Source organism: Tangfeifania diversioriginum, from assembly GCF_900141875.1.
Lineage (GTDB): Bacteria > Bacteroidota > Bacteroidia > Bacteroidales > Prolixibacteraceae > Tangfeifania > Tangfeifania diversioriginum.
Genome location: NZ_FQZE01000001.1, coordinates 59763 through 81830, shown reverse-complemented (window position 1 = coordinate 81830; position 22068 = coordinate 59763). Strand labels below are relative to the sequence as shown.

Genomic DNA, 22068 nt, shown 5'->3' with positions numbered 1-22068 from the left:
TTATACTAATTCAAATATGCTTGATTTGATTAAATCAAAAAGAAAAACCCGCTGGAAACGCGATTGAAAGTTGTGGTTCAGTATTTTATTGGGCAGGTTATAACTTTTAACACCCCGTAACCGGTCGGTGGTAATCAGCAGCCAGTAGTAATTCAGGCGTTGTTTCTGGTAGAGCATCAGTTTTTTATCTTTTTTCTGAATCGCTTCCCTGATGTCGGCCACTACATTTTTCGATACGCCGAGGTTATTTGAGCGTTCCCAAAAAGAATTATTCAGGGCAGGGTGATTGACAATCAGTGTGGACTCAATTCCCCGGGGGAGTGAACTGGAATCCAGTGTTTCCCTGAAAAATGAGGCTGGCTTTTTATTTTCAACCGATTGCCGGATGATATTTGCCAGCTGAACTGCCAAAATGAGTTTTCGCTCATCTTCGATGGTTTCATTTCCGGAGAACAGAAATTTTACAAACAGCCGAAAGGGTGAATTACTTTCAAAAATTTGCCGTGCGGTTTCAATAATATCTTCTTTTAATTTTTGCTGTGAAAGTTCCTGCTTATCCGGCGTTTGGGCATTTAGTGGGTTCAGCCGGGTAAGTTCAATTCCCAGGTTATTGCGGCTTTTCAGTGTCACAATAAAATCCGGCGACTCCGTCGGCATCATTTTCCCTTTTGGAAACCCGGGATAACATTCCCGGAAATAATGCATCAGTAAAATTTCCAACTGTTTTTTATCCGGCTGCATCAAATTAAATTTTCCGAAAAATAGACATAAAAAGTACTAATTTTGAAGAATTCATTTATTAAAAGTTCATAAAAAAAGCTACCCGAAACCGGATAGCTTTTAAAATATTGTTCAGGATGAAATTAACCGTCGAGCGAATAACGTTCGAAAGCAGTAACTTTCAAGTCCTTGTCGTTTTGAACCAGGTAATCTTTAACGGTAATTTTACCGTCTTTAATAAACGCCTGGTTAATTAGAGTAACTTCTTTAAACCATTTGTTAAGAGACCCTTGTGCAATTTTGTCGAGCATTGCTTCGGGTTTTCCTTCCTGGCGGTATTTTTCTTTGGCAATTTCAAGCTCTTTATCGATAGCTTCCTGCGGAATAGTGTCTTTGTCGATTGCAATTGGCGACATGGCAGCTGCCTGCATAGCCACATCTTTAGCAACTTGTGTTTCAACACCATCTTTATTGAACCCTACCAAAGTAGCCAGTTTATTCCCCGGGTGGATATAAGCCACAACAGTTTCAGCTTCTATTTTTGCGTAGAAAGAAAGCTCGAGTTTTTCACCAATTACCCCAGTTTGCTCAGTCACTTGTTTTTCAATGGTTCTGCCATCCAGTTCAAGTTGTTTGAGCGCTTCCAGGTTTTCAGGTTTTTGTGCAAGTGCCACGTCCAGGATACTTTCGGCAAATGCCACAAAATTTTCATTTTTGGCTACGAAGTCGGTTTCGCAATTCAGGACTACCATCGCCCCCAGTTTTTTATCTTCTGTTGCTTTTGCAAGAGCAACACCTTCAGAGGCTTCCCTGTCAGCACGTTTGCTGGCAATTAATTTTCCTTTTTCGCGAATGATTTCGAGTGCTCTGTCAAAATTACCATCGGCATCTTTCAGGGCGTTTTTGCAATCCATCATCCCTGCACCTGTTAATTTGCGTAACTTGACAACGTCGCTTGTTGTGAAAGACATAAAGCTAAATTTTAAATCGATTTATTATTGAGTAATCTTACAAACTAATTAATTCTTTTCTTCTTCTGCTCTGGCCTTTTTCGGCTTTTCTTTCCTCACCTTTTTTTTCTTTTTGAGTGTAGGTTCATCTTCGTCTTTGCCTTTTTCGGCTTTTCTTTCTTCGAGGCCTTCTTTAACTGCATCAGTCATTGCACCCACAATCAGTTTAATGGATTGTGAAGCATCGTCGTTTGCCGGAATAACAAAGTCGATATCATCCGGATTAGAATTGGTGTCAACAATAGCAAATACCGGAATACCCAGGCGTTGTGCTTCGCGGACGGCAATTTTCTCCTTCATTACGTCAACAATGAAGAGTGCTGCGGGCAGGCGGGTCAGGTCGGCAATACTACCCAGCATTTTTTCGAGCTTGGCACGCTGCCTTGTAATTTGCAGTTTTTCTCTTTTTGAGAGGTTGTCCCAACTTGAATCTTTCATCATCTTATCGATGGAAATCATTCTTTTTACCGCTTTGCGGATAGTAGGGAAATTGGTGAGCATACCACCGGGCCAGCGTTCGGTAACGTAGGGCATGCCCACGCTTTTTACCTGTTCGGCTACCAGCTCTTTTGCCTGTTTTTTGGTGGCTACAAACAAAATTTTACGGCCTGATTTGGCTATTTGTTTAAGCGCTGCTGCAGCTTCATCAATTTTTACTACTGTTTTTTGAAGATCGATAATGTGAATCCCGTTTTTTTCCATGAAAATGTAAGGTTCCATGTTCGGGTTCCACTTCCTTTTCAGGTGGCCAAAATGGGCACCTGCATCTAATAATTCCTGAAATGATACTTTTGGCATCTGTTTACTTTTTTTATGACTCTAAAAGCAACAGTTGAGTAGTCCCGAGTCCTCGGGAATCTCAACCATTTTAGATCCATATAATTTGACAATAAAAATATTAACGTTTTGAGAACTGGAATTTTTTCCTTGCTCCCGGTTGACCTGGTTTTTTGCGTTCAATTTCGCGCGGGTCTCTGGTAAGCAATCCAGCCGATTTCAAATCTTTTCTTAATTCGGGGTCAATTTTTATCAGCGCACGTGATATAGCCAGGCGCAATGCTTCGGCCTGTCCTTTAATGCCACCGCCGTCTAAATTAACTTTAATGTCGTATTTTTCTGCTGCTTCAGCAATGTTTAGCGGCTGCTTCACAATATATTGAAGGGTAGTGGTAGGGAAATATTCGCTTAGCTCGCGCTTGTTAATGGTGATGTTCCCTTTACCGTCATTTAAATATATGCGTGCAACTGCCGATTTTCTACGCCCTATTGTGTTAACTACTTCCATTTTTATTAATTATTCGTACTTAAATCAACAACTTTTGGTTTCTGAGCCTGGTATTTATGTTCCGGTCCTACAACTACATGCAGGTTGCGAAACAACTGACTTCCCAGCTTATTTTTGGGTAACATTCCTTTTACCGCTTTTTCAACAAGCCTTTCCGGATACTTTGCTAAAATATCTTTTGGAGACTGTTTACGCTGGCCGCCAGGGTAACCTGTGTGACGGAGATAAACTTTATCAGTCAGTTTTTTACCGGTGAGCTGAACTTTTTCAGCATTTATCACAATTACATTATCACCACAATCAACGTGCGGTGTAAATTCGGGCTTGTTTTTGCCCCGGAGGATTTTTGCTACCTCGCTGGCCAAACGGCCCAAAACTACATTTTCAGCATCAATAACCACCCACTCTTTGTTGACGGTTGCCTTGTTTGCCGAAACAGTCTTATAACTTAATGTATCCACTTGTACTAAATTTATTTATTCAACATTCAGGATTTTCTATGGTTTCCCAGATTTGCCATGCATCATTGACAAGCTGTTACTTCAAGAAAATCAATATTTTACACTGCCTACAAGTACGGACAATAATCGGGACTGCAAAAGTATTTTCTTTTTTTGTAAATCCAAAATATAATACCTTTTTTTTCTTCCTGTTAATTAATTGTTTAGACTTTTGTGAATTGTTGTATTTTTTCGAATTTTGGAGGGTATATTTGAAACAATTTATTTTGAAATTCGCCATAAAAAAAATTTTATCCAGTTTAAATATGGGGAATGAATTCAAATACCTTATTTAATTTTAATTTCAACAAGATGACAAAACCAGAATTGAACCGCAGGAATTTTATCACAAAAACTGCGTGGGGCACATTAGGTGCTGCCGGAATTTTAACTTCCTGTTCAGGACCATCAACAAAAAAAGAGGAAGTTCAATTACCTGAACTGCTCGAGCAGGCACCGGATGGAGAGGTGATTAGAGCCGGATTAATTGGTTGCGGTGGCCGTGGAACCGGCGCTGCCCTTAATTTCTTGGATGCAGGTCCAAATCTTCAAATCACTGCACTTGGCGACGTTTTTCAGGATAAAATTGACAACTGCCGGTCAAAATTAAAAGCAGAACGCAACGTGGAAATTGCCGACGAAAATTGCTTTATCGGGTTCGATAGTTATGAAAAAGTGATTGACTCGGGTGTTGATGTAGTATTGCTTTGCACGCCGCCACATTTCAGGGCCGAACACGTGGAAGCTGCCGTAAATGCGCGCAAACACATTTTTATGGAGAAACCCATTGCGGTTGATCCTGTGGGCGCCCGCTCCGTAATGGCTTCTGCCAAAAAGGCGGAAGCTGCCGGTTTGAGTATGGTTAGCGGAACAATACGCCGGGTTCAGAAAGATTACATGGAAACGCAACGCCGCGTGGTCAACGGTGAAATTGGTGAAATAACCGGTGCCAATATAATCCGTAACGGCGGAGCGCTTTGGTACCGTACACGCCAGCCCGAATGGACCGAAATGGAATATATGCTTCGAAATTGGGTGAATTTCTGCTGGTTATCGGGCGATCATATCACCGAGCAATTTATTCATGAGGTGGATGTAATGAACTGGTACATTGGGCAAAATCCGCTCCGTGCAGTGGGCTGGGGTGGCCGCCAGCGCAGGATTACCGGAGACCAATACGACTTTTTTAGTGTTGAATACGAATATGAAAACGGGTTGCGTACACACTGTGCCGCCCGACAGATAAACGGCTGCACCAACAAAAAAGTGCAACAGATTAACGGCACAAAAGGATATGCTGATGCCGCCGGGAAAATTTATGATTTAAAAGGAAACGTGGTTTGGGAATATCCCTACCCGGAAGAAGGTGACACTGATTCGGAATGGAAAGTGACCAATCCTTATGTACAGGAGCACATTAATTTGGTAACAGCTATCCGCACCGGAAATCGATTAAGTGATGCCGAAGCGCAGGTAAATTCTACGTTGATTACAATTATGGGCCGGATTTCTGCCTACACAGGCAAGGATGTTTCCTGGGAGGAAATAATGAATTCAGATTTATACCTGGGGCCGAAAACCTATGCTTTTGGGCCGGTTTCTGAAGTAAAAGAAGAAATTCCGCTTGCAGGAGTTTCAAATGCATGAGGATAAACTGTAGTTAAAATTATTGCCGAAGGTGTCCCTTCGGGAAAAGTCAAAAAAGATGAAACAATTTGTAATTATATTTTCAGTATTAGTCCTGTTTTCGTTTAAACTAAGCGCACAGGATTTGGTGGCAACTTTTGGCAAAGAAATCCAGTGGCAAAGTGTTGTTGGCGTTGAGAATGAGGAAGTAAATTCCATCAAATGGTTTCAGGTGAATACCGAACCGGAAACCTGGCGGGTGGAAGATGATATTTTGGTTTGCAGCGGATTGCCAATTGGCGTTATCCGGAGCGAAAAAGAGTACGAAAATTTTATGATGCACATCGAATGGCGGCACATGGAAGCCGGCGGAAATTCGGGTACTTTTGTGTGGAGTAAAGCTGAACCTGGTGAAAACCGGTTACCCGACGGGGTGGAAGTACAAATGCTGGAACTCGACTGGGTGAACCAAAATGCCCGAAACGGGGAAAAGCCACCCATTGCCTATGTGCACGGCGAATTGTTCGGTGTTGGCGGCGTGGAAATTGTGCCCGATAATCCGCGCGGTGTGCGCAGCAAATCAATCGAAAACCGCTGCAAAGGGAAAGGCGAGTGGAATACCTACGACGTGGTATGCGTGGATGGTACGGTCAAACTATCGGTAAATGGTAAGTTTGTGAACGGTATCAGCAAAGCATCCCAAAAGAAAGGTTACATCTGCCTGGAAGCTGAAGGGGCTGAAATACATTTCAGAAATATAAAGATTGTGGAGCTGCCGTAATCTATTCAGAATTTGAGCTGGTGGCTTTAAGTCCACCTGCTCAATAACCCTGACTATTCATCTGAACCAAAGTCAGCAGGTGAATTACCATTCAATCGGCTCGGGGTGAACAGTGGAAACAAAACCGAATTTGTCAAAAATAACATTTTCCACTTTCGTGCAGATTTCATGGGCTTCGTCAAGAGGCATGTCGGGCGGAAGTTTTATATGGCAGCTTAGCTCGGTGTGGTTTCCATAATTGTGAAGGTGGATGTGATGCAGATGAAGTGGTTCCTCAAAAGCTTTTTGGGTGGTTTCGCGAATGGAAAGTAACATCTCATCCGAAGGCCTTTCCCCAAGCAGTGAAGTAATTTCTTTCGACAAAATTTTATAGCTGACATAACCTATCATCATTGCCACTATAAAACTTAGCACGGCATCGGTCCACCAAAAATAATTACCCACCGCGATCCCCACAAGGATAACTACTGACGAAAATGCGTCGGAACGGTGGTGCCAGCCGTCAGCTTTTAAAATGGATGAGTTCGTTTTTTTAGCTGCCCAGAATGCATACTGGGCCATACCTTCTTTTGCCAAAATTGAAACGATGGTTGCCACCCATGCAAAAATCCCAAATACAGTTTGTTCGCCTTTACTGAATTTATCAACGGCACTCACTGCAAAATCGAACGCCACAATGGCCAGTAAAACTCCAATTATTACTGCGGCAACGTGTTCGGCCCGGCCATGTCCAAACGGATGGTCGTCGTCGGCAGGTTTGCGCGAAATTTTTCCCCCAACTAAAACAATTACTGATGAAACAGAGTCGCTTAAAGTGTGCCAGGCATCGGCAATCAGCGCCAGCGATCCGGTTACAATTCCGGCCCAGTATTTCAACCCGAAAAGAAAAAGATTTCCGAAAATGGAGAGCCATCCTTCACGGTTGATATATTTTTTACTGTCTGGCATAATTCTTTGCTAAAGATGCAAATGTAATAATTCTATGAATTATTGTTTTGTAACAACTTTGAAAGTTCAGGTTTATAGCTTCTTCCAACCGGAAGTTTCTTTTTGTTGATTTCCACAAATCCGGGTCCCACCGATTCAATTTTTGAAATGGAAACGATATAGCTGCGGTGAATTTGCAAAAAACTGCCGGCAGGTAAAGATTCTGCCAGGTGGCTGAGTCTTTCTTTCGTTACAATCTTTTTATCCTGGGTGAAGGCCATCACATAATCGCCCAGACTTTCGAAGTACAAAATATCATCGAGGTTTACTTTATAATGTTTTTTATCGGCTTTCAGAAATAAATAGTCAGAAGTGGAATTTGAATTTTCTTGTTGGAATTTAACCTGATTCGGCTGATGCGATTCCATTTCCATGAATTTGTTAATGGCTTGGGTAAACCGTTCAAACGAAATGGGTTTAAGCAGGTAATCCACCACGTTCAGTTCAAATCCTTCAATGGCATATTCGCGGTAAGCTGTGGTAAGGATTATTCTGGGAGGGTGGGAGAGCGAACGGATAAAATCGATGCCGGTAATTTGCGGCATTTGAATATCGCAAAACAACAGGTCGATTTTTTCATTCGATAAAACCGGCATGGCCTCAATGGCGTTGTTGCATTCGGCCACAATTTTAAAATCAGGAAAAGCCGCCAGGTGTTTTTTTATCACCCGGATGGCAATGGGCTCATCGTCTATAATCAGGCAGTTGTACATGTTTACTATTCCAGTTGCAGCGTTAAATTTACGGAAAATGTTTCCTCTGTTTTGTCAATTTTCAGCATATATTTTTCAGGGTAAATCAAATCGAGGCGCTTTCGAACATTTTTTAACCCGACACCTTTGCTGTGCTCAGCGTCTTTATTTATTGCCGGATTTTTCGAATTCTCAATTTTGAAAATGAGGGTGGTTTCAACAATGTTAGTTTTAATATTGACAAAAGCAAAACCCGGGAAATGACTCACTCCATGTTTAAACGCATTTTCAACGAATGGCAGGAGAATTAGTGGCGCAATTTTCAGGTTACCGGTTTCTTGCGGGAAATTTGTGTTCAGTTTCAGCTTCCCGGAATACCTGATTTTTTCAATTTCAATGTAGTTTTTCAGGTTGGCCAGCTCTTCACCAAGTGACACCAACTTCTCATCACAACGGTATAAAATGTAATCCAGTATTTCTGAAAGTTGCAGCACCAGTTTGGGCGCGTCGTCCGATTTTTCAATTGTTAATCCATAGAGATTGTTGAGGGTATTGAATAAAAAATGTGGATGCACCTGCGCTTTCAATAATTTTAATTCAGCTTCTTTTAATTTCAATTCGGTAGTAAGTTGATTTTTTTCGAGTTGATTTTTTTCCTGCTGCATGAAAAAAGAACGTTTCAACTGTTTTACGGCAATGGCAAAAAACACAACAAAGTGCAGTGTAATCACCTGCCATTCAGGGTGAATAACCGAAGGGTCGATATACGCTTTTTGTGTTATAGCATAAATTAATGCAAAAAACACAATTAAAAACGAGAGCCAGGTGGAAACAAGCAATGTGTAAAAACTGAACAGGAAAAAACGTGCGTATCGTTTTCTCCACAAGTATTTGGGCACCAACACATAATTAAAAAAATAGGTAACTCCCACAGCCACTGGCATCAAGCCAGCAGAAAGAATCAGCGAAACTTCGCGCGATTCACTATTCCGGCTAAAAAGAAGGTAATAAAACACAACCACTATCAGCCAGAAAAAAAGGTGTGATAAAACACGCACCAGGCGCGAGTGATACATTACTATGTTGGTAATGAAAGTCAATGGTTGAAATTTAAATTGGAAAATTAAGAATGATTTGGATAAAAGAAAAATTCCGTTGTTTAATTGCAGGAATTCATCGCCGAACTCCATAAAAATGATACAGAACGTATATTTTTATTCAAATATGCTGTTCGAAAACGAAAATTTACAGTTGAACGATTAAATAATGCGCTGAAATAAATTTGGTTGTAGCTTGCAGACATAAATTTTAAAACAAATTATCATGAACGTAATGGAATTTTACCGCGCCGGTGGTCCTTATATGAACCTCATTTCATTAATGGCCATTTTAACTTTAGTGATTACCATTTGGAAATCAGTAGATATTTTTTCGAAAAAGGCACACAACTTTAAACTCCTCGATTTGATATTACTTGGAGGATCGGTTGCACTTGCTTTGGGACTACTTTCGCAAATTGTTGGAATTGTGCAGGCACTAAATGCAATTATTGAAGCAGCCGATGTTTCACCTGAAATTGTTATGGGAGGCGCTAAAGTAAGCTTTTTTGCACCCATTTGGGGATTCATCGTTTTTATCTTTTCGATGATTTTCTACTTCGTGCTCAAAGAAATTATAAAAGCCAAAATAGAATAGATTCTGATTCCCGGAAACCAAAGTAAAAAAATTGTTATGAAAAAAAGAGATGTATTATTCTTACTGGTCTTTTCTGTGGAACTGGTCCGGGTCTCAACTGCCTGTACCATATTTACTGCCTCCTCGAATAATGTAGTTTTAACTGCAAATAACGAGGATATGTGTACTACCAACACGGTCATTCATATTCTACCTCCTTCCGATGAAAAATATGGTTGCATTTTTTGGGGTTTTAAAGGAGACCACAATTACCAGGGAGGAATGAATGAGCATGGCTTATTTTTTGACGGTGCCGGCACTCCGCCAGTAGTAATGACAGGCTGGGATTTACCCGAATTTGATGGGCGCTACATTTTCGAAACTGTGTTGAAAAAATGCAAGACTGTTACAGAGGTCATTGAACTCGTAAAGAAATATTCACAACCCTACCTGAAGTTTAGTCACATTCTTGTTGCAGATGCAAATGGCGACGCTGTCATTTTTGAGTGGGGCAACAACCAAATGAATTACATCAGAAAAGGGGAAAACGATTTTCTGATTGCAACGAATTTCAATCTTACCGAAACACCTGATCCTGAAAAGGAATGCAATCGGTATGCGAAAGCCAAAAAAATGCTCTCGGAAAACGGTCCCTCTATTTCTCTTTTCGAAAAAATATTGTCGGTTACGCATGCCGAAGGGAATTTCCCAACGGTTTATTCTAATCTTTGCGATTTGAAAAACCGTAAAATGTATCTGTATAACTTTCATAATTACATGTTCAGAAAAGAATTTGATTTGGCAAAGGAATTTGAAAAGGGTGAAAAAGAATACATGATTCGCTCATTTTTCCCTGAAACCAATTCAGAATTACTATTCAGATACATGAACGATTGCATCGACAATTTCGAAGATTTGCCTGTTCATGAAATATCATTTAAAGTGAATGCCAATAAGCCATTTGAAAACAATAAGATTATTATAAAAGGAAGTGCAAAAGAACTCGGAGATTGGGATGATTCGGGAGTTGAAATGGAAGAACAATCTGAGAATACATTTCAAAAATCAGTTATGATTAAAGAAGGAAAGTTATTTGGATTTGCTGTTACAACCCAAAAAGAACAATACACTCCGGTTGATGACCGGAATCAGAAAACGGGTGAAGGAGTAATTGAAGTAAAATCAGATACAACGATTTTTGTGAATGTATACGATTGGAAGAAGAATGAATGAGTTTATTTTGTCAGGCAGTATAAAAGGTCAATTCTAATATGAGTTGGCCTTTTATTTTATTTTATCCGAGACTTTCTGAATCAGCTTGTTAATAAAAGGGATATTATTCAGCCTCGAAAAAAGGCTTCCTTTTCCCAAATGCAGCAAAATGTTGCGTACATAAATAAAAAGCCCCAAACTGTGTGCTGCAAAAAGTACCGGGTCGAGGCGGTAAATGGCGTAAGTGAAAATCATAAGCGAACCAATGGTGCTGATAACCCAAAATCCGAGCGGCAAGAAGGAATTTTTTCGCCTTTCAGAATAAATCCACTGGTAAATAAAACGAAAGGTAAAAATGACTTGTCCGGCAGAACCCCAAATCATAAGCAAAAGCGGGACATTTTCGTTTTTCAGAATGGAACTGAAGTTATGGGTGCTGCTAAACATCAGCCAGCCAATGTAGCTTAGCGGAATTACAATTGCCAGAATGCGTGTAGCGGGGTGCATCAGTTTCCATGCTTTTTTGAGCTGGAGGTTGCGGATGTAAATCATGTAAACGATAATTTGACCCAGCACAATGGCAAAGTCATTCCGCAAAATCCCGTAGGTTAACATCAATATGGAAGCTGCCAGGCTGATTTGCCAGTAAACCACCGGTGAAATTACTTCTCCTTCTTTTTCAGATAAAAACCACTGGGCAATATTCCGGGCAAAAAAAAGGATTTGAGATAAAAAGCCGATTGCGTAAATTAGAATGTCGCTCATCTGTTATTTTTCGGGGTGCAAATATAGCAATTATAAGTGCGAAAGCCGTTTCGGAGCAAGGGCTAATTTTTTAGCTTATTCAATGTTTCGTGCGCTGCGTTTTGCTGCGCTTCTTTTTTTGAGGTTCCTGTTCCCTTGCCAAAAACTTTATTGTTAACTTTTGCCACGGCCACAAAAAGCGCGGGTTTTGATTTATTTTTCGCTTCCTCTTCAGTGGTTTCAAATACAACTTCTTTTTTGTTTTTCTGGCACCACTCAATCAGCTGGCTTTTAAAATTGGAATCTTTCTGTTCAATTTCATTAAGGTTGACAAATTGCGAAAGAATTTTTTTTGTGACAAAGTATTTGGCATCCAGGTATCCTTTGTCGAGGTAAATTGCACCTATTAATGCTTCCAGGGCATCGCCGTAAATGTGGCTTTTGTCAATGTTTTGGGTTGTGTTAGAGTTGATGTAAATGTTCAGCCCCATATCGAAAGTGAGCCGGGTTAAAAAAGAACGGTTTACCAGTTTCGATCGGGTTTTGGTTAAAAAACCTTCGTCTTGCTGCGGAAACCGGTTGTATAAAAAATCGGCAATAACAGCCCCTAAAATGGCATCTCCCAAAAACTCGAGCCTTTCGTTATTCACCATGTTGCCCTGCGAATCGAAAACCGATGCCGACTTATGAATAAATGCAAGGTCGTAAAGTTTCAGGTTGGCCGGGTAAAATCCAAGTAGTTCTTTTAAAAACAAATAAAACTCTTTTCGAGGAGACGAAAAGAGCTTTATTCGTTGTGCTATTCTTCTAACCACAGATTTTTAAAATTTTTTAAAAACCATTGTTGCGTTGTGCCCTCCAAAACCGAAGGTATTACTTATAACCACATTTATTTCCCTCTCTTTGGCAACATTAAATGTAAAATCAAGGTTGTTGTCAATTTCAGGGTCGTCGGTAAAGTGATTAATTGTAGGCGGAACCAGGTTGTCTCTAATGGCCAGGATGCTGGCAATTCCTTCAACTGCTCCGGCTGCGCCCAGTAAGTGGCCTGTCATCGACTTTGTAGAACTGATACTTAATTTGTACGCATGTTCTCCAAAAGTTTTAATAATAGCTTTAGGTTCTGCAATGTCACCCAGCGGAGTTGATGTTCCGTGTACATTGATGTAATCCACATTTTCGGGATTCATTTCCGCATCTTCAAGAGCCCATTTCATAACCAGGTTGGCACCGCGGCCTTCAGGATCGGGAGCTGTCATGTGGTATCCGTCGGCCGACATTCCTCCGCCTGCCACTTCGGCATAAATTTTTGCTCCCCTGCGTTTGGCGCTTTCATATTCTTCAAAAATGAAAGCGCCCGCACCTTCACCCATAACAAAACCGTCTCTGTCCAAATCAAACGGGCGGGAAGCGGTTTTGGGGTCGTCGTTTCGGGTAGAGATTGCCCGCATGGAGTTAAATCCGGCAACACCCGCTTCGTTGATTGCGGCTTCTGAGCCTCCGGTAATCATTACTTTTGCTTTACCGAGCCGAATCATGTTGAAGGCTTCAATCATGGCATGGGTTGCCGATGCACAAGCGGTTACTGTGGTGAAGTTCGGCCCTCTGAATTGGTATTTGATGGAAATTAATCCACCTGCAATGTTGGCAATCATTTTTGGAATAAAAAAAGGCGAAAAACGTGGGTTGTCCACGTTGTAATTCCGGGCTTCTTCAAAAAATGTCTGGAGTCCTCCAATTCCTGCACCCCAAATTACACCGGCACGGTCGTGGTCAACTTTTTCCAAATCGAGCCCCGATGATTCCATTGCCTGCTTAGCCGCAGCAAGTGCATACTGTGTGTACAGGTCGTACTTGCGTGCTTCTTTGCGATCCAGGTATAAGTTCGGATCAAAATTTTTTATTTCGCAGGCAAACCGGGTTTTTTGTTTCGATGCGTCGAAATTGGAAATTTCATCGGCTCCGCTAACACCTTTTTTCAGGTTTTCCCAAAACTCATCGACTGAATTGCCTAATGGGTTTATGGTGCCTACTCCGGTAATTACTACCCTTTTAAATTCCATAAATGAATTTTCTCTCGATTACTTGGTTGCTTCTTCGATGTGCTTAATGGCTTCCCCTACGGTTGAAATTTTTTCAGCCTGGTCGTCCGGTATTGCAAGATCAAATTCCTTTTCAAATTCCATAATCAGCTCAACAGTGTCGAGTGAATCTGCACCAAGGTCGTTAGTGAAAGATGCTTCGTTGGTTACTTCACTTTCGTCAACCCCTAATTTATCTACAATAATTGCTTTTACTTTTGCTGCAACGTCAGACATAATTCTAAATTTTGGTTAATACTAAATTTGACTTTTTAAATAATTCGCTGCAAAGTAATACATTTACGGTTTATATTTCAAAGAAAAAATATAAAAAAGATGTTATAATGTTTGAATGATAAAGTTGCAATATCCTAAATTTGAACGAATTATTCAAATGTTCCAGTGTAAAAAATGAATATAAAATGAATGTTAAGAAGATAGCCATATTCGCTTCGGGGTCGGGCACAAATGCCGAAAATATTATTGTTTATTTTTCTGAAAATGAATTGATTGAAGTTGATTCGTTGTGGAGTAACAAGCCTGGTTCAGGCGCACTTGAGCGTGCTGAAAAATATGGTGTTGAAACCTTGGTTTTTAACCGGCAACAGCTTTACGAAAGCGAAGAAACAGTTCAAAATTTAAAAGAAAGAGGCATCGATTTAATTGTTTTGGCCGGTTTTTTATGGTTGATTCCCCGGAATTTAATCGATAATTTTAAAATCGTAAACATCCATCCGGCGTTACTGCCTGAGTATGGGGGCAAAGGAATGTACGGCATGAATGTTCACCGGGCAGTTGTGGAAAACAAAGATCCTGAATCAGGGATTACAATTCATTGGGTTAATACGGTTTACGACGACGGGAAAATTATTTTTCAGGCCAGGTGCCCGGTGTTGCCTGACGATACGCCTGAAGACGTGGCGCAGAAAGTTCATGAACTTGAATACAAATATTACCCTTCAGTTATCGAAGATATTCTGAAAAAAGAGGATTGATTTTTTGATTGCATTTTCAAAGCTTAATAAAAATTACAATTCGGGGGCTCCTGTTAAATATTGTTAATGGTGTTTCATCCAGCCTTTTATTAAATTTATCTTTGCGGCATGAGCAAAAAGATGTTAGTTACATTAATTGTCTTAATGGCAATGGTGCTATCAGGGTTAATTGTAATACAAACCAACCTGATTAAGACAGCATCTGAGATTCGGGAGGAGCAATTCGACCGGATGGTAACGAATGCGCTCAAGGGAGTGGTGGATCAGCTTGAACTCGATGAGCAACGCCTGGCACGCGAAAGTGCCCGCACAGGCCAGCTTCCGGGTTTCGACAAATCGCCCGGTAATTACAATATTTTTCCACGGAGAGGCTCTGGCCAAATGTCTGGGAGTTTCCGGTTTCGTTATTCTGAGCAGGGGATTTTCGGAGGTTTCCAAGAGGAATTGCAGATTGTAATTACTGATTCAACGCAGACTTCTTCCGGTTCAATTTCGCCTGATGATGAGAATGAAACTACTTTCATGGACAGGTTGCATGAATTTAATCTTGACCTCGAGCGAAGACGGGAACGCTTCCTTCAGGACATTAATTGGTATAACTATAAAATTATTTTAGAAGGAAGGTCGCTTGAAGAGCGGATAGATTCAACCGTTTTGAAGCAACTCATCGAGAATTCATTCAATGAAGCCGGAATTGAACTCGATTATAAATTTGCAGTTCGTTCATCAAGTCAGGGGCAGGACCGGTTTCTTTTGGGCAGTGCCGATTATAACCCCAAGCGAAAAGAAGAGTACCACAGCCTGCTTTTTCCTTACGACTACGACGGTAAACAACCCAATTACCTATATGTATATTTTCCGGAACGCTCAGGTTATTTGTTGAGGGCAACCGGGCTAACCATTATCCCAACCATAATTTTAACCGGACTGCTCATTGCGATATTTGCTTATGCCATCATGGTGATTTTCAGGCAGAAAAAGTTGTCGATGATTAAAAACGACTTTATCAATAACATGACACACGAACTGAAAACGCCGATTTCTACCATATCGCTGGCCAGTCAAATGCTTGAAGATGGGAGTGTTGCCAATACACCCAATACCATAGAACATATTTCAAGGGTTATCAGTAAAGAAAGCAAAAGGTTAAGTTTTCAGGTTGAAAAAGTATTGCAAATGGCCGTATTTAACGAGGGCAGGCTAAAGCTGAAGTTCAAAGAGTTTGATATTAATGCCACCATAAAGAATGTGGTTAATAATTTTGAGCTCAGGGTGAAAAATAAAAACGGCACCCTCAAATCGGAACTAAATGCCGAAAATGCAATGATTAAAGGTGATGAAGTCCACCTTACCAACGTGGTATTTAATTTGCTCGACAATGCTGTGAAATACAGCAACGGCACCCCTGAAATAATGGTTGCAACCGAAAGCAAAAATGAACATGTAACGATTAGTATTCGCGATAATGGAATTGGAATATCGAAAGAACACCACGCCCAGATATTCGACAGATTTTACCGCGTGCCCACCGGAAATGTGCACGATGTTAAAGGTTTCGGCCTGGGATTAAGCTACGTGAAAAAGATTGTGGATTTGCACAATGGTAAAATTAAAGTGGATAGTGCTGTGAATAAAGGCACGAAATTTAGTATATTGTTACCTAAAATAAATAAATAACCATGGAACAAAAGACAAAATTACTTTTGGCAGAAGACGATGAAAATCTCGGGTTACTCCTGAAAGAATACCTGGTTGCCAAAGGTTTCGAAACTGACCTCTATCCCGATGGCGAAGCCGCTTACAAAGGATTCATGAAAGAACATTATGATATTTGCATTTTAGACATCATGATGCCCAAAAAAGATGGTTTTTCGCTTGCTAAAGATATCCGGATTGTAAATGCTGATATTCCAATTATATTCCTGACAGCCAAAAACCTGAAGGACGATGTAATTGAAGGTTTTAAAATGGGCGCCGACGATTATATTACAAAGCCTTTCAGTATGGAAGAGCTGATTTTCAGGGTTGAAGCCATCTTGAGAAGAACCGCACAGGAATCGCAGTCTTCTTCGCAACCGGTTTTTACGTTGGGGAAATATACTTTCGATACGCGCAAACAAATTTTAACCGACAACGAAAAAACGGTTAAACTCACCACCAAAGAATCAGATTTGCTCAAGCTGCTGTGCCAGAATGCCAATAAAGTTTTGGAACGCAATTATGCGTTGAAATCAATTTGGATTGACGACAATTATTTTAATGCACGAAGCATGGATGTTTACATTACAAAGTTGCGTAAACATTTAAAAGATGAGCCTTCGGTAGAAATAATAAACGTACACGGGAAAGGCTATAAGTTAATTTTGTAACGGGAACCGGACTTTTTAAGCCCGGTACTTCCATTCACCTGGAGAGGGGTGAGATTCAACTTCGTTAATCCATTTTCAGCACGGCTAAAAATGCATTTTGCGGAACTTCTACATTCCCTACCTGCTTCATGCGTTTTTTGCCTTTTTTCTGCTTTTCAAGCAGCTTGCGTTTTCGGGTAATGTCGCCGCCGTAGCATTTTGCCGTAACGTCTTTCCGCATCGCCTTCACTGTTTCACGTGCAATAATTTTCGACCCCACAGCTGCCTGAATCGCAATGTCGAATTGCTGGCGGGGGATCAATTCTTTTAGTTTCTCACACATCCGGCGGCCAAACGGGTAGGCATTATCAAAATGAATCAAAGTTGAAAGGGCATCCACCATTTCGCCGTTTAAAAGAATATCGAGCCTCACCAGTTTGGCTTCTTTATAGCCGCTAACGTAGTAATCGAGTGAAGCGTATCCCCTTGAAATGCTTTTAAGTTTGTCGTAAAAATCAAAAACGATTTCACCGAGTGGCAGATTGAAAATTAACTCGGCGCGTTCGGATGTCAGGTAGTTTTGATTCACGAGTTCGCCTCTTTTGTCGAGGCAAAGGTTCATAATAGGGCCAATATAATCGGCAGCGGTAATAATACTTGCCCTGATAAAAGGTTCTTCAATATTGTCGAGTGAAGTGGAGGGAGGCATTCCTGACGGGTTGTAAACTTTTAGCGTTGACCCGTCGGTCAGGTGCGCCATGTACGAAACGTTAGGAACTGTGGTAATCACGTTCATGTCAAATTCCCGTTCCAGCCGTTCCTGTATGATTTCCATGTGCAGCAGTCCCAAAAATCCACAACGGAAACCAAACCCGAGTGCTGCCGATGCTTCGGGCTCAAAAGTCAGCGACGCATCGTTCAATTGCAGTTTATCCATTGCGGCACGCAAGTCTTCGTAGTCATCGGCATCAACAGGATAAATACCTGCATAAACCATCGGTTTTACTTCCTCGTAACCAGAAACTGCTTTGGGACAAGGATTTTCCACATGGGTTATGGTGTCCCCCACTTTAACTTCTTTGGCGGTTTTTATTCCTGAAATGATATAACCCACATCGCCGGCTGAAAGCATATCCCGGGGGTTTAAGCCCAGTTTGAGCACGCCAATTTCATCGGCATTGTATTCTTTGTCAGTGTTTACAAATTTTACCAAATCTTTTGTCCGCAGCTGCCCGTTAATAATTTTGAAATAGGCAATTACTCCGCGGAACGAATTATATACTGAATCGAAAATGAGTGCCTGCAAAGGAGCGTTGGGGTCACCTTTTGGAGGCGGAACTTTTTCAATAATCCTTTCAAGAATGGTCTCGGCCCCCATTCCGGTTTTTCCACTGGCGTGGATAATATCTTCGCGTTTGCAGCCAATCAGGTCGATTATCTGGTCTTCCACCACCTCGGGTATTGCATTCGGAAGGTCCATTTTATTTAAAACCGGAATAATTTCAAGGTCGTGTTCAATGGCCAGATAAAGGTTTGAGATGGTTTGTGCCTGGATGCCTTGTGTGGCATCGATAATCAGGAGTGCGCCTTCGCAGGCTTTAATCGATCGGGATACTTCGTATGAAAAGTCAACATGCCCGGGGGTGTCAATGAGGTTCAGTTTATATTCTTCTCCGTTGTAAACATGGTCCATTTGTATGGCATGACTTTTAATGGTAATGCCTCTTTCCTGCTCCAGCTCCATGTTGTCGAGCACCTGGTCGCGCATTTCCCTGTCGCCAATTGTTTTGGTGCGAACCAGCATCCTGTCGGCAAGGGTACTCTTCCCATGGTCGATGTGAGCAATAATGCAAAAATTCCGTATCCTGTTCATGTAATCTGTTTTCATATAATCTGTGCCCATTTTTATGCTTGCGCAAAGATATTCAATTTTTGAAATATTAAATTGAAATCTAATCTTTTGGGGCAGGGTTTTTATTGAATTAACCTTAGAATTTCCTGTACTATTTCCCGGGCAGTTTTGTAGCCTTCGGGCCATTCGCTCTCCCTTGGTCCGGCAATATTTAAAATTTCAATTTTATTAGTGCGAAGCCATGCCTTAACTTCAGAAAATAATGACGAATTGATTTGATTTGTGGGGTGAATCACCAAAACAGGTTTTTGTCTTTCAATAGCAGTTTGGTAGGTGAATTGGGTGCCACCTGAAAGATTTTCAGGTGAAATGATAATTGTGCCGTCGGAATCTATCACATTTTTTATTGTTCTGAAACTGTATTCTGCCTCGTTGGTTTCTGTAAGCGGGTACTCCCTGTTTATAACGCCATCTTCCGCCAGTCGTCCTTTAGGGCACCAACCGCCGGACGGAAATTTTCGTTCCATGCATACATCCAACGCAGCGCGATCGACTCCTGTCTGTCCACCTGAGATTATTTTTTTTGGCATATTATTTGTAAGTTATTTAGTAGCTATGAAAACAGTTAAAATGAAATTTTTAATCCACATATAAAACACCATTACAGTCAGAACGCAATTTGCTGTTTTTTCATAAGTTTGGTTTAGTTAGGTTTAGTTTTGATCCCGGGGCAGAGGCCCCGGGATTTTCTTTTGTACTAACACGCGAAAGGCACATTGTTCGTATTTTTTTGTGATTTATTGCATCATAAAACTGAAAACACTGCCCGAATTTACTATTTTCGGGAAATTAACAGCTAAAATTATTCAACGATAAAAACCAGCTAGAATGAAAAAATTATTTATACCAATCCTATTGTTGTTTTTTGCAATTCAACTAAACGCACAGAAGTATCAGCCCACCTGGGAATCAATTGACAGTCGGCCAGTGCCGCAGTGGTTCGAAGATGTGAAATTTGGCATTTTTATCCACTGGGGAGTTTATGCTGTTCCGGCCTGGGCTCCTGCCGATGCCGATATTGGCATTTATGCCAAATATTCGGAATGGTATTGGTGGCGGAAAAATGAAGACAGTGAAGCTGGTAAATTTTTCCGCGATTACCACAACCAAATGTATGGAGAGGATTTCAAATACCAGGATTTTGCGCCCATGTGGAAAGCGCAACATTTCGATCCCGGCCATTGGGCGGATGTGTTTAAAAAAGCTGGTGCCAAATACGTGGTGCTCACCTCGAAACACCACGAAGGATTTACCCTGTGGCCCAGTGAGCAAAGCTGGAACTGGAATAGTGTGGATATTGGTCCACACCGCGATTTGTGTGGCGATCTGACCACAGCCGTGAAAGATGCCGGCCTGCACATGGGATTTTACTATTCGCTTTATGAATGGTACAATCCGTTGTATCACAACAATCTCGAAAAATATGTGGACGATCATATGATTCCACAGATGAAAGATTTGGTTAACCGCTATGAACCCGATATTTTTTGGACCGACGGTGAATGGGACCATCCCAGTGAAAAATGGAAAAGCACTGAGTTTTTGGCCTGGCTGTATAATGAGTCGCCGGTAAAAGAAACGGTTTGTGTAAACGACCGCTGGGGAGAAGAAACCCGTGGCGTACACGGCGGATATTTCACCACTGAATATGATTTGGTACACGACCGCGAAGGTGTGGGCGAAGCGGAACGTCCGTGGGAAGAATGTAGGGGAATTGGAACTTCTTTCGGGTACAACCAGGTTGAAGACCTCGACAACTACATGACTTCGGATGCGCTTGTGGACCTGCTTATTGCAAAAGTGGCCGGCGGCGGCAACCTGCTGCTCGATATTGGTCCCACTGCCGACGGACGAATTCCGGTGATCCAGCAGCAACGTTTGCTTGATATGGGTGCCTGGCTAGATGTGAACGGCGAAGCCATTTACAAAACCCGCAAATGGGAAGGTGCTGGTAACAACGATGCAGAAAATGTTTATTTCACCAAAAAAGGAAATGATTTGTATGTTCTCTGCACCAAATTTCCTGAAAAACCGTTTACCGTAAACGGAATTAAAAATGCAGGAAAAGTTTCCATGCTGGGTTTCGATGGGAAAGTCGATTTAAAAAAGTCGGGAAATACAGTCACCATTACTCCACCGGCTTTAACGCCTGTAACAAATCCCAGTCCGTATGCATGGGTATTTAAAATTGAAAATTCATTATAAAAATTTAGTAACATGAATAAAACTCAAGAATTTTTAAAGAAACACAAATTGCATTCATCGGAAATTGACATTAAATCGATTACCGATGATTTTATTTCCGAAATGAAAAACGGTTTGGAAGGAAAAGCAGGATCGCTGCAAATGATTCCAACCTATTTGGGAGCGGAGGGAAAAATTAAACCCAACGAGCCGGTTGTAGCCATCGATGCGGGAGGTACCAATTTCAGGGCGGTGAAGATGACATTCGACAACAACCTGAATCTGGTTACTGAAAACCTGCAGCAACGTAAAATGCCTGCCATCGATGAGGAGTTGTCGAACAAGGAATTTTTTGCCACGCTGGCTGCTTATCTTACCAGTTATAAGGATGTTTCAGAAAAAATTGGATTTTGTTTTTCCTATGCAGTTGAGATGTTTCCCAACAAAGACGGGAAACTGCTGGAATGGAGCAAGGAGGTAAAAGCTCCCGAAGTGATTGGTCAGATGGTAGGCGAAAACCTGCTTGAGGCAATGGGCACACCAGAAAAAAAGATCCTTTTGATGAACGACACGGTTTCCACGCTTTTGGCCGGTCAGGCTGCTACAGCGGGGCGTAAGTTCGATACCTACATTGGTTTTATCCTGGGTACGGGAACCAACGCATGTTACATCGAGAAAAACAAAAATATTTCAAAAACGGCTGATCTCGCCCCGAAAGGGAATATGATTATTAACATCGAATCGGGGAATTTTAGTATGATGCCGCGCACCGACATCGATATTGCATTTGATGACACTACAAAACAGCCCGGACGTTACACATTCGAAAAAATGATTTCCGGCGGCTATTTTGGCGGACTCTGCACCACTGCGTTGAAAATGGCTGCTGCCGAAGATGTTTTCAGTTCCGAAACCAGGGTTAAAATGAAAAACATGGATGAACTGACTTCTGTGGAAGTTAACAATTTCGTTTGTGGAATCGATTTGCCAGCAAATACGCTTACAACAGTTCTTTTAAGCAAGGAGGACAAAGAGGCTGCTGTTGAAATTATCAACGCATTGATAACACGTGCTGCAAAACTAACAGCTGCAAGTCTGGCTGCGGTTATCCTGAAAACCGGCAAGGGAAAATCGGCCGATAAACCCGTGCTCATGACCATTGAAGGAACTACGTTCTACAAAATGAACAACTTCCAGGTAATGTTTGAAGCCTTTTTACAGGGATTCTTCTCGGGCGAAAACCGCCGTTTTTATGAGATTGTGGAAGTACCCAATTCGAGCCTCATTGGAGCCGGAATTGCCGCAATTGTAAATTAA

Annotated in this window: 23 protein-coding genes; 9 read left to right on the top strand and 14 right to left on the bottom strand. The window is 41.4% G+C overall.

The window, feature by feature from the left end:
* The 5 genes from BUC07_RS00395 to rplM form a co-directional block, all read right to left on the bottom strand.
* Window positions 1-741 (bottom strand): hypothetical protein, encoded by a 741-nt coding sequence (locus BUC07_RS00395; RefSeq protein WP_073163890.1) that lies wholly within the window; start codon window positions 739-741, stop codon window positions 1-3.
* A 122-nt stretch (window positions 742-863) separates the two neighbouring features.
* The gene (gene tsf, locus BUC07_RS00390) at window positions 864-1691 is read right to left on the bottom strand and encodes a translation elongation factor Ts (protein ID WP_073163888.1); all 828 of its coding nucleotides are present in this window, start codon (window positions 1689-1691) and stop codon (window positions 864-866) included.
* 48 nt (window positions 1692-1739) lie between these two features.
* Window positions 1740-2528 (bottom strand): 30S ribosomal protein S2, encoded by a 789-nt coding sequence (gene rpsB, locus BUC07_RS00385; protein ID WP_073163885.1) that lies wholly within the window; start codon window positions 2526-2528, stop codon window positions 1740-1742.
* Window positions 2529-2628: 100 nt separating this feature from the next.
* On the bottom strand, window positions 2629-3015 hold the full coding sequence (gene rpsI, locus BUC07_RS00380) for a 30S ribosomal protein S9 (RefSeq protein ID WP_073163882.1): 387 nt from the start codon (window positions 3013-3015) through the stop codon (window positions 2629-2631).
* Between the two features lie 5 nt (window positions 3016-3020).
* Window positions 3021-3476: a 50S ribosomal protein L13 gene (gene rplM, locus BUC07_RS00375; protein WP_073163879.1), complete on the bottom strand. Its 456-nt coding sequence runs from the start codon at window positions 3474-3476 to the stop codon at window positions 3021-3023.
* A gap of 351 nt (window positions 3477-3827) precedes the next feature.
* Here rplM and BUC07_RS00370 point away from each other — a divergent pair, with 351 nt between their 5' ends.
* Entirely contained in the window at window positions 3828-5162 is a 1335-nt protein-coding gene (locus BUC07_RS00370) for a Gfo/Idh/MocA family protein (protein ID WP_073164347.1), read from the top strand.
* 58 nt (window positions 5163-5220) lie between these two features.
* Window positions 5221-5922 (top strand): 3-keto-disaccharide hydrolase, encoded by a 702-nt coding sequence (locus BUC07_RS00365; protein ID WP_073163876.1) that lies wholly within the window; start codon window positions 5221-5223, stop codon window positions 5920-5922.
* 84 nt (window positions 5923-6006) lie between these two features.
* Here the strand turns inward: BUC07_RS00365 and BUC07_RS00360 are convergent, their stop codons facing one another.
* From BUC07_RS00360 to BUC07_RS00350, 3 genes are read right to left on the bottom strand one after another with little or no spacing between them, the layout of a single operon-like run.
* Window positions 6007-6870, bottom strand: a complete 864-nt coding sequence (locus BUC07_RS00360; RefSeq protein WP_073163873.1) for a cation diffusion facilitator family transporter — start codon at window positions 6868-6870, stop codon at window positions 6007-6009.
* Between the two features lie 32 nt (window positions 6871-6902).
* Window positions 6903-7622, bottom strand: a complete 720-nt coding sequence (locus BUC07_RS00355; RefSeq protein ID WP_073163870.1) for a LytR/AlgR family response regulator transcription factor — start codon at window positions 7620-7622, stop codon at window positions 6903-6905.
* 5 nt (window positions 7623-7627) lie between these two features.
* Window positions 7628-8701: a sensor histidine kinase gene (locus BUC07_RS00350; protein ID WP_175552433.1), complete on the bottom strand. Its 1074-nt coding sequence runs from the start codon at window positions 8699-8701 to the stop codon at window positions 7628-7630.
* A gap of 223 nt (window positions 8702-8924) precedes the next feature.
* On the opposite strand from BUC07_RS00350, the gene BUC07_RS00345 reads away from it, so the two are divergent.
* Both BUC07_RS00345 and BUC07_RS00340 read left to right on the top strand, forming a co-directional pair.
* The gene (locus BUC07_RS00345; RefSeq protein WP_073163867.1) at window positions 8925-9296 is read left to right on the top strand and encodes a MotA/TolQ/ExbB proton channel family protein; all 372 of its coding nucleotides are present in this window, start codon (window positions 8925-8927) and stop codon (window positions 9294-9296) included.
* Between the two features lie 36 nt (window positions 9297-9332).
* Window positions 9333-10508 carry a carcinine hydrolase/isopenicillin-N N-acyltransferase family protein gene (locus tag BUC07_RS00340; protein ID WP_139279426.1) on the top strand — a complete coding sequence of 392 codons (1176 nt, stop codon included), beginning with the start codon at window positions 9333-9335 and terminating at the stop codon, window positions 10506-10508.
* A gap of 51 nt (window positions 10509-10559) precedes the next feature.
* On the opposite strand, the gene BUC07_RS00335 is transcribed toward BUC07_RS00340, so the two are convergent.
* From BUC07_RS00335 to BUC07_RS00320, 4 genes are all read right to left on the bottom strand, one after another.
* Entirely contained in the window at window positions 10560-11252 is a 693-nt protein-coding gene (locus BUC07_RS00335; protein ID WP_073163862.1) for a lipid-A-disaccharide synthase N-terminal domain-containing protein, read from the bottom strand.
* A 62-nt stretch (window positions 11253-11314) separates the two neighbouring features.
* On the bottom strand, window positions 11315-12046 hold the full coding sequence (rnc, locus tag BUC07_RS00330) for a ribonuclease III (RefSeq protein WP_073163859.1): 732 nt from the start codon (window positions 12044-12046) through the stop codon (window positions 11315-11317).
* 6 nt (window positions 12047-12052) lie between these two features.
* A complete protein-coding gene (gene fabF, locus BUC07_RS00325; protein ID WP_073163856.1) occupies window positions 12053-13294 on the bottom strand; it encodes a beta-ketoacyl-ACP synthase II in 1242 nt (413 codons plus the stop codon).
* A gap of 18 nt (window positions 13295-13312) precedes the next feature.
* Window positions 13313-13549 carry an acyl carrier protein gene (locus tag BUC07_RS00320; protein WP_073163854.1) on the bottom strand — a complete coding sequence of 79 codons (237 nt, stop codon included), beginning with the start codon at window positions 13547-13549 and terminating at the stop codon, window positions 13313-13315.
* Between the two features lie 185 nt (window positions 13550-13734).
* Between BUC07_RS00320 and purN the strand changes: the two genes are divergently transcribed.
* From purN to rprY, 3 genes are all read left to right on the top strand, one after another.
* Window positions 13735-14307 (top strand): phosphoribosylglycinamide formyltransferase, encoded by a 573-nt coding sequence (gene purN / locus BUC07_RS00315; protein WP_073164342.1) that lies wholly within the window; start codon window positions 13735-13737, stop codon window positions 14305-14307.
* A gap of 108 nt (window positions 14308-14415) precedes the next feature.
* A complete protein-coding gene (locus BUC07_RS00310) occupies window positions 14416-15984 on the top strand; it encodes a sensor histidine kinase (protein ID WP_073163851.1) in 1569 nt (522 codons plus the stop codon).
* A 2-nt stretch (window positions 15985-15986) separates the two neighbouring features.
* The gene (gene rprY / locus BUC07_RS00305) at window positions 15987-16676 is read left to right on the top strand and encodes a response regulator transcription factor RprY (RefSeq protein ID WP_073163848.1); all 690 of its coding nucleotides are present in this window, start codon (window positions 15987-15989) and stop codon (window positions 16674-16676) included.
* A 64-nt stretch (window positions 16677-16740) separates the two neighbouring features.
* On the opposite strand, the gene lepA is transcribed toward rprY, so the two are convergent.
* Window positions 16741-18528: a translation elongation factor 4 gene (gene lepA / locus BUC07_RS00300; protein ID WP_073164340.1), complete on the bottom strand. Its 1788-nt coding sequence runs from the start codon at window positions 18526-18528 to the stop codon at window positions 16741-16743.
* 101 nt (window positions 18529-18629) lie between these two features.
* A complete protein-coding gene (locus BUC07_RS00295) occupies window positions 18630-19097 on the bottom strand; it encodes a putative molybdenum carrier protein (RefSeq protein ID WP_073163846.1) in 468 nt (155 codons plus the stop codon).
* Window positions 19098-19395: 298 nt separating this feature from the next.
* Between BUC07_RS00295 and BUC07_RS00290 the strand changes: the two genes are divergently transcribed.
* Window positions 19396-20772 carry an alpha-L-fucosidase gene (locus BUC07_RS00290; RefSeq protein WP_073163843.1) on the top strand — a complete coding sequence of 459 codons (1377 nt, stop codon included), beginning with the start codon at window positions 19396-19398 and terminating at the stop codon, window positions 20770-20772.
* A gap of 12 nt (window positions 20773-20784) precedes the next feature.
* Window positions 20785-22068 (top strand): hexokinase family protein, encoded by a 1284-nt coding sequence (locus tag BUC07_RS00285; RefSeq protein WP_073163841.1) that lies wholly within the window; start codon window positions 20785-20787, stop codon window positions 22066-22068.

What these genes read in the sequence shown, in the direction of transcription:
- BUC07_RS00395 (WP_073163890.1), bottom strand. Translation starts at nt 741, where the DNA reads ATGCAGCCGGATAAAAAACAGTTGGAAATTTTACTGATGCATTATTTC.
- tsf (WP_073163888.1), bottom strand. Translation starts at nt 1,691, where the DNA reads ATGTCTTTCACAACAAGCGACGTTGTCAAGTTACGCAAATTAACAGGT.
- rpsB (WP_073163885.1), bottom strand. Translation starts at nt 2,528, where the DNA reads ATGCCAAAAGTATCATTTCAGGAATTATTAGATGCAGGTGCCCATTTT.
- rpsI (WP_073163882.1), bottom strand. Translation starts at nt 3,015, where the DNA reads ATGGAAGTAGTTAACACAATAGGGCGTAGAAAATCGGCAGTTGCACGC.
- BUC07_RS00370 (WP_073164347.1), top strand. Translation starts at nt 3,828, where the DNA reads ATGACAAAACCAGAATTGAACCGCAGGAATTTTATCACAAAAACTGCG.
- BUC07_RS00365 (WP_073163876.1), top strand. Translation starts at nt 5,221, where the DNA reads ATGAAACAATTTGTAATTATATTTTCAGTATTAGTCCTGTTTTCGTTT.
- BUC07_RS00360 (WP_073163873.1), bottom strand. Translation starts at nt 6,870, where the DNA reads ATGCCAGACAGTAAAAAATATATCAACCGTGAAGGATGGCTCTCCATT.
- BUC07_RS00355 (WP_073163870.1), bottom strand. Translation starts at nt 7,622, where the DNA reads ATGTACAACTGCCTGATTATAGACGATGAGCCCATTGCCATCCGGGTG.
- BUC07_RS00345 (WP_073163867.1), top strand. Translation starts at nt 8,925, where the DNA reads ATGAACGTAATGGAATTTTACCGCGCCGGTGGTCCTTATATGAACCTC.
- BUC07_RS00340 (WP_139279426.1), top strand. Translation starts at nt 9,333, where the DNA reads ATGAAAAAAAGAGATGTATTATTCTTACTGGTCTTTTCTGTGGAACTG.
- BUC07_RS00335 (WP_073163862.1), bottom strand. Translation starts at nt 11,252, where the DNA reads ATGAGCGACATTCTAATTTACGCAATCGGCTTTTTATCTCAAATCCTT.
- fabF (WP_073163856.1), bottom strand. Translation starts at nt 13,294, where the DNA reads ATGGAATTTAAAAGGGTAGTAATTACCGGAGTAGGCACCATAAACCCA.
- BUC07_RS00320 (WP_073163854.1), bottom strand. Translation starts at nt 13,549, where the DNA reads ATGTCTGACGTTGCAGCAAAAGTAAAAGCAATTATTGTAGATAAATTA.
- purN (WP_073164342.1), top strand. Translation starts at nt 13,735, where the DNA reads ATGAATGTTAAGAAGATAGCCATATTCGCTTCGGGGTCGGGCACAAAT.
- BUC07_RS00310 (WP_073163851.1), top strand. Translation starts at nt 14,416, where the DNA reads ATGAGCAAAAAGATGTTAGTTACATTAATTGTCTTAATGGCAATGGTG.
- rprY (WP_073163848.1), top strand. Translation starts at nt 15,987, where the DNA reads ATGGAACAAAAGACAAAATTACTTTTGGCAGAAGACGATGAAAATCTC.
- lepA (WP_073164340.1), bottom strand. Translation starts at nt 18,528, where the DNA reads ATGAACAGGATACGGAATTTTTGCATTATTGCTCACATCGACCATGGG.
- BUC07_RS00295 (WP_073163846.1), bottom strand. Translation starts at nt 19,097, where the DNA reads ATGCCAAAAAAAATAATCTCAGGTGGACAGACAGGAGTCGATCGCGCT.
- BUC07_RS00290 (WP_073163843.1), top strand. Translation starts at nt 19,396, where the DNA reads ATGAAAAAATTATTTATACCAATCCTATTGTTGTTTTTTGCAATTCAA.
- BUC07_RS00285 (WP_073163841.1), top strand. Translation starts at nt 20,785, where the DNA reads ATGAATAAAACTCAAGAATTTTTAAAGAAACACAAATTGCATTCATCG.